The sequence below is a fragment of the Bacteroides sp. AM16-13 genome (assembly GCF_003602705.1).
GTDB lineage: Bacteria > Bacteroidota > Bacteroidia > Bacteroidales > Bacteroidaceae > Bacteroides > Bacteroides xylanisolvens.
This window is the reverse complement of the sequence record NZ_QTLK01000004.1, coordinates 161,342-178,261: the sequence shown is the minus strand read 5'-3', so window position 1 is coordinate 178,261 and position 16,920 is coordinate 161,342. Positions and strand designations below refer to the sequence as shown.

Annotated in this window: 17 protein-coding genes; 10 read left to right on the top strand and 7 right to left on the bottom strand. The window is 36.0% G+C overall.

The window, feature by feature from the left end; all coding sequences use genetic code 11:
* The first annotated feature begins 33 nt into the window (after nt 1–33).
* Nucleotides 34–549, top strand: a complete 516-nt coding sequence (locus DW173_RS04460) for a DUF1573 domain-containing protein (RefSeq protein WP_004324271.1) — start codon at nt 34–36, stop codon at nt 547–549.
* Nucleotides 550–631: 82 nt separating this feature from the next.
* On the opposite strand, the gene DW173_RS04455 is transcribed toward DW173_RS04460, so the two are convergent.
* Nucleotides 632–1,192 carry a hypothetical protein gene (locus tag DW173_RS04455; RefSeq protein WP_032811951.1) on the bottom strand — a complete coding sequence of 187 codons (561 nt, stop codon included), beginning with the start codon at nt 1,190–1,192 and terminating at the stop codon, nt 632–634.
* Nucleotides 1,193–1,479: 287 nt separating this feature from the next.
* On the opposite strand from DW173_RS04455, the gene DW173_RS04450 reads away from it, so the two are divergent.
* From DW173_RS04450 to DW173_RS04430, 5 genes are all read left to right on the top strand, one after another.
* A complete protein-coding gene (locus tag DW173_RS04450) occupies nt 1,480–1,758 on the top strand; it encodes a hypothetical protein (RefSeq protein WP_008023902.1) in 279 nt (92 codons plus the stop codon).
* A gap of 184 nt (nt 1,759–1,942) precedes the next feature.
* Entirely contained in the window at nt 1,943–2,401 is a 459-nt protein-coding gene (locus tag DW173_RS04445; protein ID WP_008023901.1) for a hypothetical protein, read from the top strand.
* Nucleotides 2,398–2,844, top strand: a complete 447-nt coding sequence (locus DW173_RS04440) for a hypothetical protein (RefSeq protein WP_008023900.1) — start codon at nt 2,398–2,400, stop codon at nt 2,842–2,844. Before DW173_RS04445 ends, DW173_RS04440 begins: the two co-directional genes overlap by 4 nt.
* Nucleotides 2,845–3,007: 163 nt before the next feature.
* A complete protein-coding gene (locus DW173_RS04435; RefSeq protein WP_008023899.1) occupies nt 3,008–3,454 on the top strand; it encodes a hypothetical protein in 447 nt (148 codons plus the stop codon).
* A gap of 47 nt (nt 3,455–3,501) precedes the next feature.
* Nucleotides 3,502–3,825: a hypothetical protein gene (locus DW173_RS04430; RefSeq protein ID WP_008023898.1), complete on the top strand. Its 324-nt coding sequence runs from the start codon at nt 3,502–3,504 to the stop codon at nt 3,823–3,825.
* Between the two features lie 138 nt (nt 3,826–3,963).
* On the opposite strand, the gene DW173_RS04425 is transcribed toward DW173_RS04430, so the two are convergent.
* The 6 genes from DW173_RS04425 to DW173_RS04400 form a co-directional block, all read right to left on the bottom strand.
* A complete protein-coding gene (locus tag DW173_RS04425; protein WP_008023896.1) occupies nt 3,964–5,544 on the bottom strand; it encodes an O-antigen ligase family protein in 1,581 nt (526 codons plus the stop codon).
* A gap of 12 nt (nt 5,545–5,556) precedes the next feature.
* Nucleotides 5,557–6,900 (bottom strand): energy transducer TonB, encoded by a 1,344-nt coding sequence (locus tag DW173_RS04420; protein WP_120143852.1) that lies wholly within the window; start codon nt 6,898–6,900, stop codon nt 5,557–5,559.
* Between the two features lie 102 nt (nt 6,901–7,002).
* Nucleotides 7,003–8,067, bottom strand: coding sequence for a hypothetical protein (locus tag DW173_RS04415; protein WP_008023894.1), 1,065 nt, complete (start codon nt 8,065–8,067; stop codon nt 7,003–7,005).
* A gap of 17 nt (nt 8,068–8,084) precedes the next feature.
* Entirely contained in the window at nt 8,085–9,137 is a 1,053-nt protein-coding gene (locus DW173_RS04410; protein WP_008023892.1) for a hypothetical protein, read from the bottom strand.
* A 34-nt stretch (nt 9,138–9,171) separates the two neighbouring features.
* On the bottom strand, nt 9,172–10,977 hold the full coding sequence (locus tag DW173_RS04405) for a transglutaminase domain-containing protein (RefSeq protein WP_008023890.1): 1,806 nt from the start codon (nt 10,975–10,977) through the stop codon (nt 9,172–9,174).
* 465 nt (nt 10,978–11,442) lie between these two features.
* Nucleotides 11,443–12,726: a DUF2851 family protein gene (locus DW173_RS04400; RefSeq protein ID WP_008023889.1), complete on the bottom strand. Its 1,284-nt coding sequence runs from the start codon at nt 12,724–12,726 to the stop codon at nt 11,443–11,445.
* A gap of 83 nt (nt 12,727–12,809) precedes the next feature.
* Between DW173_RS04400 and dapB the strand changes: the two genes are divergently transcribed.
* From dapB to DW173_RS04380, 4 genes are all read left to right on the top strand, one after another.
* Nucleotides 12,810–13,574, top strand: coding sequence for a 4-hydroxy-tetrahydrodipicolinate reductase (gene dapB / locus DW173_RS04395; protein ID WP_008023888.1), 765 nt, complete (start codon nt 12,810–12,812; stop codon nt 13,572–13,574).
* A 35-nt stretch (nt 13,575–13,609) separates the two neighbouring features.
* The gene (gene lepB, locus DW173_RS04390) at nt 13,610–15,094 is read left to right on the top strand and encodes a signal peptidase I (protein ID WP_008023887.1); all 1,485 of its coding nucleotides are present in this window, start codon (nt 13,610–13,612) and stop codon (nt 15,092–15,094) included.
* Nucleotides 15,095–15,136: 42 nt separating this feature from the next.
* Nucleotides 15,137–16,078, top strand: coding sequence for a signal peptidase I (lepB, locus tag DW173_RS04385; protein WP_008023886.1), 942 nt, complete (start codon nt 15,137–15,139; stop codon nt 16,076–16,078).
* A gap of 80 nt (nt 16,079–16,158) precedes the next feature.
* Nucleotides 16,159–16,797 (top strand): WbqC family protein, encoded by a 639-nt coding sequence (locus DW173_RS04380; protein WP_120143850.1) that lies wholly within the window; start codon nt 16,159–16,161, stop codon nt 16,795–16,797.
* Nucleotides 16,798–16,920: the final 123 nt, after the last annotated feature.

Sequence of the window (16,920 nt, the reverse complement as noted above, 5' to 3'; positions counted from 1 at the left end):
GAAAAAGTGATATAACAAAAATAAATGGCAACAATGAATAAATCTATATTCTATATTTTACTACTGACGGCACTTCCGCTCTGCTTTACAGGGTGCAGGAAGGAAGTACGTCCCACCAGCATGACGATAAAAGATTCCGTCAGGCACTATTACCCTATCAAGCAAGGTCAGCAACTCGATATCATGTTTACCATCACCAATACGGGAGACGCTCCGTTAATCATTTCAGAAATGCAACCTTCCTGTGGCTGTATCATTCTGGATAAAAGTTCGCATATCATCATTCCAGAAGACGGTATCAGGCAATTCAAAGCAACCTACAACAGCATCAAGAATGTAGGCGAAGTGGTTCACCGCATCCGGATTTTCGGCAATATGCTCCCAAATGGAAAAGCAGAACTAAAATTTGATGTTAACGTAGTCCCCGACGCAGATTATACACGTGATTATGAAGAACTCTATCAGGATTTCAACACTAAAAACGGCATTGTCAGGGAGATGGTGGACGGAAAAGAATCGGAGTTGGGATATTATGTAGGAGAACCCTAATAATAAGTATTAAATATCAAGTATTAAGTATTAAATGACTGGCTAATACTTGATACTTAATACTTGATATTGATACTTATCTCTACGGATGTATTTCTTTGAAAGCAGCATTCTCTTCTTTCACATTCTGGATAGTCTGTTTTAACTCCCCAATCGGCAAGTCATATCCATACCAGCCTGTATAGCAATCCACCACATACCATTTCCCGTCAGCCTGCAATTCGAACTCAACACGCAAATCCACCTCGGACTCTTCATAGCCCGCTTCAAAGATTTTGTGTTTCGGTTCATTCAGCGTAAACTTGGAGACATAGATTCCCCCTTCTTCCTGAGTGATACGTTCTTCTTTCATGGTTTCGCTATCCAGCAACGGCCATTTTTCCTTGGTGAAAGGGAATGTTTTTTCGGTTTCGCCGTCATCTGCCAATAAAGTAATCGGGGTCTTTAATGGGAACTTGATACGAGTATACTGGAAGGCTGCACTGGAAGTAAATTTATCCAGAAACGATTTGAAATCTTCACCGTCTTGCGTAGTCAGTTCACTATCGGCTTTCGCCTTGGAACTATTACCGCAGGAGATAAACGAAACACCGGCGAGCAACAGCATAGCCAGCAAGCAGCATACAAACTTTTTAGCTCTCATAACACTATATAAATTAAGAGTTTAATTGACGGCGCAAAGATAGTAACAAGTTTGGTTTTGCAATACTTTTATACATTAAAATTGGTCCAAATCAAGCCACAAAAGAAACTTCTTTATCACGTTCAAGATGAAAGATTTTAAAGAAATATCCGATTCCATTCGTTTACGGTCAAATAATGTACGTTCTCATCCTACTAATGTACTATTTACTCATACCTAAATACTTATTTCTCCTCACCTTTGTAATAACATACAAGCAAAAGAGTACCCTTTAATATTATAATACTATGAAAACAATATTAGTTATTTTATTTTTAGGTTTACCTTTAATAGTTTTTTCCCAAGTTGATACAAAACTTTCTTTTGATAAAGAAACAAAAGCCATTCAACTTACATTGGAAAACAAGTACAATGCTCCTATCCTTTTAAATCCCAAATCTGATGATGAGAGTGAAAAAGGAACATATTATGCTATTACATTAAAAGACAACAATGGATCGATTATAAAAAAAGAGAAGTATATGTATATCATCAAGATTCATCACGAAAAGGCGATTTTGTTATAGGAGCTTTGCAAAAACAAAGCTATACATTGGATTTAAGTACTTGGGCAGATTCCGCATATTTGGTAGAAGTAAGATTACACGTAGAAGCTCGTAATCCAACAGAAAAGATCCACTACATTAATAAAAATGACATAACCAAAGTCTTTTTATGGAAATAGATTGAACAATTTACCAAAACAATATTATGAATATAATTAAATCTTTCTTTATAGGTATATTATTGTGTATGTCAATTCTTAGCAAGGGACAAACACAGGAGTTAGAAATTGCTTTGACTTATAATAGACAAGACAATGCTTTGACTCTAAAACTTTACAATAATACGGATAAAGAAATAATGATATTGAATCAAAGTCTATTAAATGAATCATCTGGAAGCTGCATTATTTTAACTGAAAAACAGGATAATGGACAGAGTGATCTAATCATCTCGTTATATGACTATGAAGATGGACAGTGGATACGTTCTAAAACAATAAACCCTAACGAAAGACTAGAACTTTTTTATCCATTTAAAGCTATCCCTGCAAATAATGTCACAAGAGCTAGATTATTCCTCTCCACATACTTTAGAGATAGGAAGACAGGAAAATTAGTTAGCAAAAAATACAAAAATGATTTACCCATAAAACAAATTAAATGATAACAAGTAAACATTTATCTATAAGTATTGTACTTTTGGGCATTTCCATTTTTTGCACCGCCCAAGAAGTAAAAATTGAATTTTCTTATGATAAACCGAATAATTCTTTAACCCTAATACTTACTAATAATACAGACAAAGAAATTCTAATTATGAATCAGGGGCGGTTAAGTGAATTTAGTGGGAGCTATATTGTTTTAACAGAATTTTCTAATGGAAAAAGTTCAGATTTAACAATTTGCCTATTTACTCTTGAAAGCGGAAAATGGATATTACACAAGGGATTATCTCCAAAAGGAAGAATGGAACTCTTCTATCCTTTGGATTCTATCCCAGCCAATAATTTAACAAGGGCACATTTGTTTCTTTCAACATATTCTAATGATGAAAAAACTGGAAAACTAACTTCTAAAAGATATGAGAAGAATTTATATCTAAACTAAGAAGTTTTATTATACGATACAGTTCTATAAAGATTAGTGCCAATTATGAAATTTATTATCAATTTAAAACAGAAAAAGATAATTAGCATAGACAAAAACAGAGTTATAGACTTTATGCAATGGAAATACGAGCAACTTATGAATATTCTAAAAACAATATATTATGAAAATAATATTAGTATTAATTCTGGCATCTTTACCTTTAATTGGAGCTGCACAAATTGGCATTCAACTTTCTTTTGATAAAGAAGCGAAAGAAGCCATGCTATTATTACTAAATACAAGTAATGATATATATAGGCTATCACCCAAATCAATAGATCAATACGAGCCTGGAACTGGTTGTATTTATACCTTTTTATATCGTGATAAAAATGATAAAGTAATATATAAAAGGAGTCGTTTTATATATGATGAATTACCATTAACCAAGTATAGACTAGGGCAATATCTATTACCTCATGAAAATAACGAATATAAATATGAGTTTGCCAAATGGTATAGTGGAGAGATTTGTTCAGTAGAAGTTGAAATTCAAATAGAAGCAATCAATTATACAACAAGAAAATCTTATCTAAATAAAATCAAGCGGATTTATTCACTAGAATAAACCGACAAATATTAATGCAATAAAACAGCTTACTCAAACAATAAATCATGAGAACAATATTAGTTATTTTATTTTTGGGTTTACCATTAATAGTTTTTCCCCAAGTTGATGCAAATTTTACATTCAACAAAGAAACAAAAGCCATTCAACTCATATTGGAAAACAAATACAACGTTCCTATCCTATTAAATCCCAAATCTGATGATGAGAGTGAAAAAGGAACATATTATACCATTACATTAAAAGATAACAGTGGTACGATTCTAAAAAATAGAGAAGTATATGTATATCATCAAGATTTATCACGAAAAGGCGATTTTGTTATAGGAGCTTTGCAAAAACAAAGTTACATATTGGATTTAAGTGCATGAGTAGATTCCGCATATTTGGTGGAAGTAAGATTACATGTAGAAGCCCGTAATCCAACAGAAAGAATCCATTATATCAATAAAAATGACATAACTAAAGTCTTTTTATGGAATTGATAAATTAAGAGAAAAGTCTCTTCACTACTTTTCGAGGGCACATTGCCAAATTTTATCACACCTTTGACTCAAACTTCTTTTTATCTCTTTTTTAATTCGTAGTGCTTTAGTACTTGTTATCTTTATTTCAGTTAGTAATGCTTCCTGACCTATTTTATACATTTTAATAGAGTCTCTTTGCTCGCGATAAAGACAAAACAATTTATACTTAGGTAATAAGCGGTTAGGTAACATATTTTTTGCTAAAATATAGCATTCCATAGCTTTATCTATTTGTTTTTGTTCTTTATAGACATCTCCTAAATCACAATACAATTCGGAACTTGGAATAATTGTACTAGCTTGTTTTAATATTAATAGACTCTTTGTGGCAGGTAATTGCAGAAAACTATATTGAGCATATACGTCTAATAAATGTGGGGTAGATTGCAAACAGACTTGGCATCTCTCAATATATGCTTCAGCAACCTTACGTTTTTGCAGAGATTCTGAATAAAGTTTTCTAACATTTAGTTTTAAATTATAATAATCATGCCCCCCCTTTATGCTTAGTACTAAACATACTATGATTATCCAACTCGATTGGAACTTATATTTAGTTAATGCATATATATTCTTTTGATATTGTATTCCACCTAACAATAATGATCCTAATAGCCATAATAGTAACACATTGAATGGATAAGAAAACATAGAAAAAGTGAGTAATGAGACAAATCCTCCTAAATAAACTTTATTATATTTTTCTTTAGATGTGTATTTAAAAATTGATGCTATGATACATAAAATAAAAATAATCCCTATAATACCTTGTTCTACCCCTATTCGTAAAAACTCATTATAGGGATAAACTATATTGTCAGCCAACTTTTCATATTTTGAATAAGGGTGTGATTCAAAATATTGAGCTTGATAATACATGTATTTATTTTCAAAAGTACCAATACCATGTCCAACCAATGGTGCATCTGCTATCATATCGATTGAAACACGCCATATCAATAAACGTCCATCAGCAGAGTCCTTCTTATAATAATATATAGAAATTATGAATAAGATCATAAATAGAAAAAGACTGACACTTTTTATTAATACAAATGATTCTACCTTCATTTTTTTGAACAAACAACAAAGAGTCGCCATACCAAACAGTGTAGATAGAAATCCCGCCCGGGAATCTGCTAACAATAGAATGAAACAGAATAAGATAAATATGGTAAATAAAGCCCATTTAGGAATAAAACATTTCTTAGTTAAATAAAGTCCTAGTATTATGGTTATTGTTGCGCCCATAAAACCACCTAATGGACCAGGATTACTGAATGTGCCTGTCACATTAAAATCATGATGAACGCTATTAAGCCAATGTGTTTTTTGGAAAATGGCAATAATACCTTCTACCATTCCTAAAAAAATAATTCCCCATAATATCCTTTCTTTATGAGATATTTTCCTAGCTACAATATAGCATAATAAAAATGTACTCCATTTTGCAACCTCAAAAAGACAAAGCCGATTTTGATGGGTAAAATAAAAATTAAACCCTGCCATTAAAGAATAACACAATAGCAGAAAATCTAATATATTACAATTTACCTTTTGCACAAGTTATTTTTTTTAATATTCAACGTACATTTTGTAAAGTTTATCAAAATATTTTTTTGATATATTACTGTTTTTTTTTGCGGAATTTTTGTAGTAATATAACATTCCTTGATAATAAGCTTTATAGTCAAATAATCCTTGACTGTTAAATGGATAATTCTGTATAGTTCCATCACCCTGAATGAATCTATATGATATACGCATTGGATCAGCATGGAGAGCTATAAAATATTTGCCAAAAATATCATAATAAGAATATTTTCTGGATTGTTTTTGCTTTCGTGGTTGTTTATTTATCCCAAATGAATAAAGTGTTCGTACTGGAGTTTCACCCTGTACCGCTGCAATCCATTTTGTTCGGACGATAGCTTTTTTTACAATACTATCAATTTTTACATCCGAACTATTTAAAATTTCGATATGACTAGTAGTACCATCTTTTTCTATAATAAACGAACCATTCAGAACTACTTTTTTATCAACAGAAACATCACGCATAATATTTTTCAAGAAGTTACCCTCTTCATTGTATTTTGCCTTTATTTCTGGATTAAAAACGATCATATCAGGATCAGTTATTTTGCTTCTTGTATTACAAAAAACATCGTCACGATACACCATTAATGGCAAAAGAATTCCATTATTATCTGTTTTTATAATAATTTTATCACATATAGTAACATCAATTGGATCTGTTCTATCTGCAATAGCCGGTTCCCATTTAGGAGATTTTTTTAATAACCCCTCTAACGCACATTTTATAATATCACTTTTATATTGTAATATAGATATATTATTAACCCTTCCTTTTTTTGTTATTGTATACTGAAAAAGTATTGTATCTGAATAACATTTCAGTGTCGATGGTATTCGGATATTATTGTGTATCCATTGAATAAATTTATCCCTACTATTAAAAGGACTTGACGGAATATTTGATAAACGCGGTGGAGTATGCATAGTAACTTGTCTCACTTCAAACCGATGATTTTTAGGAATATATTGATAAAAATCAATTAGCATATATTTATATATATCTTTAGGCTGGCTTCCATTATATCGACATCTAGGAGCTTTACTTATGACATCCACAATTTCTTTCTCAAAAGCAGGATTTAATGTATTCAGCATGCTTGTTATAAAGACTTTTCCATCCCAAGATGCACTAATACAAACTTGTTCAATACCAGCTATTCCATATTCATATGCTTCTTGGGGAAATTGAATATTACTTAAAACCCATGACGGTATCTCATCAAGAGTCATTAAAGATTTTTTAAGACTTTCCGAATTTGTCTGTGCAGAGCTATATACACTAAAAAGCACAGCTATAAAAAAGTTAAAAATTTTAGTCATTGCATTATCTGATTTGAAGGAATATGCATAGAAGCTCTTATATCAATACAGGAATAAAAACCTCTATGCACACTTTTACTATTTTGACATAATCTATATATTTCACCATTCAACATGTACCCATACTAAGCATTTTGAGCAATAATATTCTCCAGAGCCATGTGAACTCGAATCAAGATCTCCCAAATCGACTTCTCCCAAATAAGTCCCACAAATCTTATGGTAAATTTTAGCCTTAAAGTAAGGTATGGCGTCGCTACTTTCAATATTATCAGGTTCAGGTGGATCGGAATAATCAAAGTCAGAATTAGTATCAGGACCACTGATATCTATATCGTTATTATTCATTAAACCGTCAGGAATATCATATTGATTCCCATTTTGGTCCTCTAGCCACCAATCACCATCTTCGTGCTCCATTGTAAGATGATCTCCATCTTCGCCGTTAGCCCAAACTTCATTTTCAAACCAATCCCAAAAATCATCATAGTCCTCAGAAGATCGAGTCGTAACCGTTTTGTATGCAGAAATTTGCATATGCCCTAATATCATTTTAAGATTACTAAGAGAAAGCGGTTTTTTCCCTTTTTCTTTTGGTAGTACAATGCTTAATACTTTCTCTCCTCTTTGATATTTTTCTATCTTAAATGGAGATCTCATAAATGATAAAAAGTAGATAGCCCATCCCGAATAATCTTTTTTATTCCCTAGGCTTGTAAAATGTTCATTGATATTTCCTCCCTTATTATATTCAGGAATGAGAGTCACTAAATATTGACTAATTTTCTTACTATTTATATTTTTTGTAATTACAATTTTTTGTGTCACATCAACTTTATGTATTTGGATATTTCGATTAGTGAAATTACTACGTAATACTTTATAGTGAATTTCAGCAGAAATGGGTATATCAACATTGGCAATCGAATCTTTATGAGATAAAATGCTTTTATCCCAAACCGGAATATAATCACCAGGATCTAATGTTATTGTTGTTTGAGGAGTAGACCGTGTCAATATTTGATTTTCCCAGAAAGTTTTAGCTTCTTTTACAGTCAAACCAAATCCTTTGTCTTCTTCGACAGAAGAAGATATATTATCATGTATGCATGATGTAAATACAAAAACAAACATTATTATACATATAAAGATGTTTTCATTTCTCATGATCTAAAATTTTTAGTTTATTTTCCAGTTTTTTGTTCCACTCTCTGTTCAAAGTCATATACCCGTTTTCCTTTCCATTTTTTATATGAGCTAGTTTTGAATAAAGGACGTACCCTTTCACAAAATATATCATTTGCTTCTCTCAGTTTATCAGCTCTCTCTGAAGTAGGAAGCCCCTTCTGATCATTAATAACTTTATACTCTTCAATGGCATATGAATTATACGCATTCTTATATTGATTTATTTGAGTTTTGTTTAATCCATAACGTTTAGCAAGAGTATACTCTAAAAGTGAATTATTAACAGATAACCATTTTTCTGCAATTTGTGCAGGTACAGCCTGTTTTATATCTTTTAGTTCATTAGCTTCGATTTCTTGTAATTTGTCATGTCGGTTTTTAGGACGATCATTCCAGATTTGTTTACGTTGCCTAGAATAGTTACTCTCTATTTGTGCTATCAGATAACCTTCATTATATGTAGCTCCATATTTGCCCATGTTATCAAGTGCCCCATAAATCAACATTTTATAAGATAAGTACCAATTGCCGTTATCTGTTCCTAATATTTCTAGAATGTGTTTATTCAGTTCTGCAAGCAATTCTTCTATCTTTTTTAACTTTTCCAGTTCGTCACTCATACCTTTCCATAATTGATCACGAGTCTTTTTCCATTCATGTTCTACTTTATATAAAGAACGCATTTTTTCAATAGGAATAAACTTTGTTTCACTTAGCACATGATAACGCTCCAATTCTTGTGTACAGGAACTCCATGGTCTGTATTTCCCCTTGCTAAAAGCTTGGCTTATTATTTCTCCATACTTTTTATAAATTTTCTTTTGTTCATCTTTAAACCTATCTGAACTGATTCTTCGATTCTTTAATTGTTCATTCTCTTGCTTTAAGGATGAAAGTATTTGTTCATACACATCAGCCTTTTTACTATCTAATTTATATGTTTTCATCATGTATTCCTTGTGTTTGCCCACATCTACATTTGAAAAACTCTGTGAGTAACTTATACTCCCTACCAAAAGTAGAGTTAAAGATAAAATAATTTTTTTCATAAGCTTATATTTTAAAGGTTTGTATATTTTCATTCTACCACCATATCTGTCGCCCGTTTTCATATGTAAATGGTCGTTCTTCTCTACCTTTAGTCAAGTTACGAAGCCATAATAAAGCTTTTTGAGGAACATTCCTATAAACAGCACTATCTCCATCAGGCTTTTTTACTCCTAAACTATTCCATTGTTCATCCCAATAAAAAAGTTCGTATATATCTGTGGGAACTATAGAGTTATCATCGTTACGGGGAGCAAACCCTATTGCATCAATGTTTACCCCTCCATTTAAATCTCCGCCAATCCACATATCGACCCCTCCATTGATTTGATAATAGGTAAGTATTTTTTCATCAAAGACATTTCCCATATTATTATCTTTTCGGATAGCCTCACATGATATTGGATGAAACAGTAAAGGCTTTCCATTTGACTGATATAAAGAAAATTCTGCAATACTGAATATCCCCTTTGGTTTCCTATATCGAATATACCGATATTTTTTGCCCGTTGATATATACACTTTTTGCATTTGGCTCTTTGGAGTCTCTGTTATTTTGTATATTTCTTCTGCATCTGAGAAATCTGCATGGTTGGCTCCTTCAAATATACCACCAACCATATCACGGGCAAATCTTATAATTCTTTTATTTAATGGGTACTTGCGATTCAATATAACTGTTTCTTTATGAAGAGTATCTGGATGTAATGAATAAATATTGTTATCCGAAACTATTATAGGATCTGATAGAGGAATTATGTCACCATTAATGTAACTGGAAGGCAAATACAAAATACCGTTTCCTAGATCTAATGCTTCTTCAGATTCTTTCTCACCATTTTGAGTTCCAGTACCTATATCGTAAAAGTTATCATCGGCACTAATAGCGATTGGAATCCATGAATTAGGAGAAAAAACAGATAAATAAATTGGTTCTTTTCTTCTAGGACAGGGAATAGGAATAGTTCTGAAACCTATTTTATGCATTTTCGTTACATCAAGCACATCGCAATTCGCAAACAATTCAGGATATATTTTTTGATAACGGTCAAAAGTTTCCGCAGGAGTTATAGTATAAATTTTTCGATATATTTTAGGCATCTTACGAATAGGTAATGCATTATTTTCGTTTCCATTATCATTTTGAAAGGATACAATCTTATCATCGGGCAATATCATTGAAGCAAAAGAATGTCCATTATTGCTACTACCCCAATAGGGGATTAATTCAAACGCAGCAGGAATGCCTACTGAGCGCAAAGCCATTACAACCAATGTACTTCTATCATCACATTTACCACACCCTGACTGGATAATAGAAGTATAAGTCTTCAATGTATCTTTATAAAAATCTGGCGATAACTCTATTCTAATTTGCGCATTTATGTTTTGTGCAGTCTTAACAATATCATCGCTATTTCCACCTTTCAGCCACCTCACACAGTCCCATTTCCAATAGTACTGTAATGGTTCATTTGCAACTCGGTAAGGTAGAATGTATTCACAAAACTGCTCAAATGTATATTTCTTTAAATAAGGACTTTTTTCTTTTAACAAGAAAGAATATTCCAATGACTGTATGAGAGAGTCTGCTTTTACAATATCTATATCGTATATTTTCTCTCCTTCTCTATTAAGAGAATATTTATTAGGTATATTTTCTATTATAAAACAAGCTGCTTTATACTTATCCCTATTATTCTTTGTTTTGTAATAGTCTAAGAAATGAGTTAGTTCTGATTTATTTGCAGACTGATTGGCTACTATCCAAGCAATCCTCTCACTTGAAGAAGTACAACTCAATAAGAGAAAAACTAGAATTATTGCAAAAAATGTTTTCATAATATTGTTCTTTCTATAAAATGTTTTGTTTATTGCGTAATACAAAGATGGTGATAAAATGAAAAAGTATACGTCTAAAAAATACATTAATAGGATAAAATCATCCATTTTTACTAATTACATCTTTTCTCAGGGCTACATTATATCTCTTTAATTTATATGTTCTATTAGCCCTAAAATCGACACAATTTATATGAAATATTAAGTATCACAGCGGAATTATTGAAAGTTTATAAAGATTGTTTAGTCAATGTCTACACATAACTATGCCCTCATCCGATATACAAAAAAGATTCACAGTTGCACATTCATTACAATATGATTTGCAACACTAAAATTATGGATAGTACTACAACTAAGGATTCTCAAAGAAAGAAAGAAATAGTGTAAACCATGATATTCCCTGCCCAGTGACAAGCTACCTGCATCTAAAAAACGTCTATAAAGCCCAAAAGAAATAATTGATTACTTTTTCCTCAAATATTCATAACCGAAGCGACAGTACAGACACTTGCGTTTATCACAATACTCTTTTTGCAACTGTATCAACGCCTGACTATCCGCCGCACTGACAACCGGAAGCCCGGCATCACTCCACGAACGAATAATATGATTACTCTCCGCCTTCAATTCTTCCAGAAAACGTCCGACACGTTCACACATTCGTTCATCTGCCTTATGCAAGCCGTATGTATAAAGAAAAGGAACCACTGTATTTATGATTATCAAATCCTTGGAACGCTCTCCCATCGCCTTCTCCTTTTGTGAAGAAAGTCGTCCGAATAAATAATGATTTTCCCAATAAGGAGACGTACGGGCATCCAGCAAGGTTCTCACATCCGCCAGAGTTTCCGCTTCCAGCAAACGTGAAAACAACTTATCCCCTTTCTGATAGAGATAAGCCAACTGCGCCAGACGAATATGCGGAAAGTTTTCCGGACGAAGCCGTAGAAAACGCCATAACGTAGCGTCCATCCCCTGCCCGATTTCAAACTTCCGCTGCAAATAACGAAACTCCTTGCAAAGACGGAGACTATACTCGTCTTCCTGTTCTTTTTTCAGAAACGTTTCTTCCAACAATCCAGCCAAACCATAGAAAAAAGCCTCTATCTGAAACAAATCATTCCGGTGCTTATCCATCGCACGAAACGGCAGTAATCCCGCCCACGTTTCAAAAGCATCTCCATTCAAGCCAAAACCGAAATTACGGGCAAGGGTGATAAAGAACGCATCTTCCCAATTACTGTTACAATGTTTGAGACGCTGTGTGATTAATTGCGCTTTCTGCTCCAAACGTTCCGTTTGCAAAGCGGTCAGCCAGGAATGAATCGTAAGTTTGGGAAGAGAGGCAAGGATGGAATAACAAGCCGGATAATGATCCGCGACACAAAGTTCGTGGTAATGCAATTGCACATTTTCCGGACAGGTAAGTAACAGTTGCGGTATCTGTTCACCGTTGGAACGGGTTATTTCCGTATCTGCTTCGCTTACTACATGAAGAATCACAGAATCGTATGTTTTGTCAGAATGATGTCCGTGGCGGAACCAGTCGGAAGAATGTGTATGTATTTCGATGTTTCCCACCCATAAGGCGCCGTCAATCTTTAGTTTCGCGTTGAAAAAGTCGGGACCGGCGTTGGGGTTTTGCAGACCGGGGTCAATCACTTCTACCGGTAAGCCGTTGGTGGTTTGCAGTACTTTCAGGGGAAATAATTTATGCTTCCACACGTAGTGGAGAAGATGTTCCATGTTAACAAGACGTTAATGTGCGCTGCAAATGTAATAAAAATCTTATCTTTGCGACTATTATTTTGAATATAAGTCAGAAAACAATGAAAATAGCACTGATCGGTTACGGAAAGATGGGCAAAGAGATAGAAAAGGTTGCCCGTAGTCGCGGACATGAAATCGTCTGCATCATTGACATCAATAATCAGGATGACTTCGAATCGGAAGCATTCAAATCGGCCGATGTGGCCATTGAGTTTACCAATCCGATGGTAGCTTACAGCAATTATATGAAAGCGTTCAAAGCCGGTGTGAAACTGGTATCGGGCAGTACCGGATGGATGGCCGAGCACGGCGAAGAAATCAAGAAGCTCTGCACGGAAGGAGGCCAAACACTCTTCTGGTCGTCCAATTTCAGCCTGGGAGTCAGCATCTTCTCCGCTCTCAACAAGTATCTGGCTAAAATCATGAATCAGTTTCCTGCATACGATGTCACCATGAGCGAGACACATCATATCCACAAGCTGGATGCCCCCAGCGGAACAGCTATTACACTGGCGGAAGGTATTCTGGAAAAGATAGACCGTAAGGACAAATGGGTGAAAGGGACTTTCCTTGCGCCGGACGGAGCCATTAGCGGAACCAACGATTATGCTCCTAACGAACTTCCTATCAGCTCGATCCGTGAGGGCGAAGTTTTCGGACTTCATACCATCCGTTATGAGTCCGATGTAGACACCATTTCTATCACCCACGATGCCAAGAGCCGCGGCGGGTTTGTATTGGGAGCCGTATTGGCAGCCGAATATACTGCTACACACGAAGGTTTTTTGGGTATGAGTGATTTATTCCCGTTCTTGAATGACTAAAATATCAGAAGCTAGTTCTAAACAAATATAACATTATGAGACAAGCCACACGCGCACAATGGATCAAATGTGCCACTGCTATTCTACTTTACCTCATCTTCCTAATCTGGGTACGGAGTTGGTGGGGCTTAATTGTTGTTCCTTTCATTTTCGATATTTATATCACAAAGAAAATTCCCTGGTCTTTTTGGAAGAAGTCGAAGAATCCGGCTGTCCGCAGTGTCATGAGCTGGGTAGACGCCATCGTGTTTGCGTTGGTTGCTGTCTACTTCGTCAATATCTACATCTTCCAGAATTATCAGATTCCTTCTTCTTCGCTGGAAAAATCATTGCTGGTAGGCGACTTCCTGTATGTGAGCAAGATGAGTTACGGTCCCCGCGTACCGAACACTCCCCTTTCCATGCCGTTGGCGCAGCATACATTACCTGTCTTCAATACTAAATCATATATCGAGTGGCCACAATGGAAGTACAAACGGGTACCGGGCTTCGGCAAAGTGAAACTGAATGACATTGTTGTCTTCAATTTCCCCGCAGGAGATACGGTAGCAGTGAACTACCAACAGACAACGGACTTCTATACGCTGGCTTACGGCGAGGGACAACGTATCTATTCCAAACAGATTGAAATGGACAGTCTGACACGCGCCCAGCAACGTGCTATTTATGATTTGTACTATGCTGCCGGACGTAAACAAATAATGAACAACCCGCGTACTTACGGAGAAGTCCTCTGGCGTCCGGTAGACCGTCGCGAGAATTATGTGAAGCGTTGTGTCGGCCTGCCCGGTGATACCCTTCAGATTGTAGACGGACAGGTGATGATTGACGGTAAAGCGATTGAGAACCCCGAAAACCTGCAATTCAACTATTTCGTACAGACCACTGGTCCGTACATTCCCGAAGATATGCTTCGTGAACTGGGTATCAGCAAGGACGACACCATGCTGATAGAAGACTCCGGCTGGGAAAGCGGACTGCTGGAAATGGGACTGGACAGCCGGAATGCACAGGGCAAACTGAATCCGGTATATCATTTCCCGCTAACCAAGAAGATGTATGAAACGCTTTTGGGCAACAAAAAGCTAATCAGCAAAATAGTAATGGAACCCGAAGATTATGCCGGACAGATGTATCCGCTCAATCTTTATACCAAATGGAACCGCAACAATTACGGTCCGATCTGGATTCCTGCCAAAGGAGCTACCATTACCCTCACAGAAGACAACCTGCCTATCTATGAGCGTTGCATCGTAGCCTACGAAGGCAATAAGCTGGAAGTGAAACCGGACGGTATCTACATCAACGGTGAAAAGACCAACGAGTATACCTTCAAAATGGATTATTACTGGATGATGGGTGACAACCGTCACAACTCCGCCGACTCCCGTTATTGGGGTTTTGTACCCGAAGATCACGTAGTGGGCAAACCGATTGTTGTATGGCTATCGCTTGACAAAGACCGTGGATGGTTCGACGGCAAGATTCGCTGGAACCGCCTCTTCAAGTGGGTAGACTGATAAGTGTACGGATAGAATAGAGTGATAAGGTGATAAAAGTTGATGAACATTCGTAAATTCAAATGGATACTAGCATTTGCCGGAGCAGTAGCCGTAGTGCTTCTGCTCCGGGGATTTGCTTTCACGTCCTGCCTTATCCCTTCCACCGGCATGGAGAATTCCATTTTTCAGGGTGAACGTATCCTGGTCAACAAATGGAGTTACGGGCTGCGGATTCCTTTCATGTCGCTTTTCTCTTATCACCGCTGGTGCGAGAGTCCTGTGCGTCGGCAAGACATCGTAGTATTCAATAATCCTGCCGGAATCCGGCAACCTCTCATCGACCGTCGGGAAATCTATATCAGCCGCTGTCTCGGAGTTCCGGGAGATACGTTATTGGTCGATTCTCTTTTCTCCGTTATTTCTCCGGAGGCACAGTTTAACCCGGATAAGAAAAGACTTTATTCGTATCCCGCCTCAAAAGAAAATCTGATTACGTCACTCATGCATACCCTTTCCATCACCAACGACGGATTGATGGGAAGTAATGACAGCACCCATGTACGCAGTTTCAGCCGTTACGAATATTATCTGTTGGAACAGGCCATGAATGGGAAAGAGAGTTTCGTCCAACCTTTGTCAAACAAAGAAGATGCCGAACCAAATCCGCTGATTGTCCCCGGAAAAGGGAAATTTATCCGAGTCTATCCCTGGAACATGACCTTGCTGCGGAATACCCTCGTGATGCACGAAGGCAAACAGGCAGAAATAAAGAACGACACTCTCTACGTGGACGGAAAACCCACACAACACTGTTATTTCACCAAAGATTACTATTGGATGGGGTCTAACAATACCGTCAACTTCTCCGACTCACGGCTCTTCGGATTTGTCCCGCAAGACCATATCATCGGAAAAGCCTCCATCATTTGGTTCTCTAAAGAAAAAGAAACAGGTTTGTTTGACGGATATCGATGGAACCGTTTCTTCAGAACAGTGAAATAATCTTCCGGATCATAAAAGAAACAACCCCTTCATAATATCTCATAATATCCTTAATAACAGAGCCTCCTAAACGAATTAAAATGAAAGAAATGAACATCGCTTATTTTTCTTCAGCCTATCTCGCTCCCGTTGAATATTATACCAAACTACTGGCTTATGACAAGGTATTTGTAGAACAATACGACCACTATATAAAACAAACCTACCGCAACCGGTGCACCATTGCCGGCCCATCGGGTGAGTTAGCTCTTTCCATCCCAACCGTAAAACCCGATACATTGAAGTGCCCAATGAAGGATATCCGCATCTCCGACCACGGTAACTGGAGACATCTACATTGGAACGCCATCGAATCGGCCTACAACAATACTCCTTTCTTTGAGTACTACAAGGACGACTTCCGCCCTTTCTATGAAAAGAAATACGAGTTTTTAATCGATTTCAACGAAGAACTCTGCTGGATGGTCTGTGAACTGATTGATATTCACCCCACCATTGAGCGCACTTCCGAATATAAGATGGAGTTTGCTCCCGGAGAATCCGATTTTCGGGAAGTAATTCATCCGAAAAAGGATTTCAGGGAAGTGGATACAGAGTTTGTTCCGCAACCTTACTATCAGGTTTTCGAGTCCAAACTGGGTTTCCTGCCTAATTTGAGTATCATAGACCTGTTGTTCAATATGGGACCGGAAAGTCTGTTGGTACTGGGCAAGCGATAACCTCACATTGTTTGTGCCCAGTATGTTATCCTTCATTTTTGCTAAAGTGAAATAAAGATATGATAAATGATTTGAGAAACAAGAGAACTTTCTTATCTTTGTATTCGTTAGATACTTAATAAT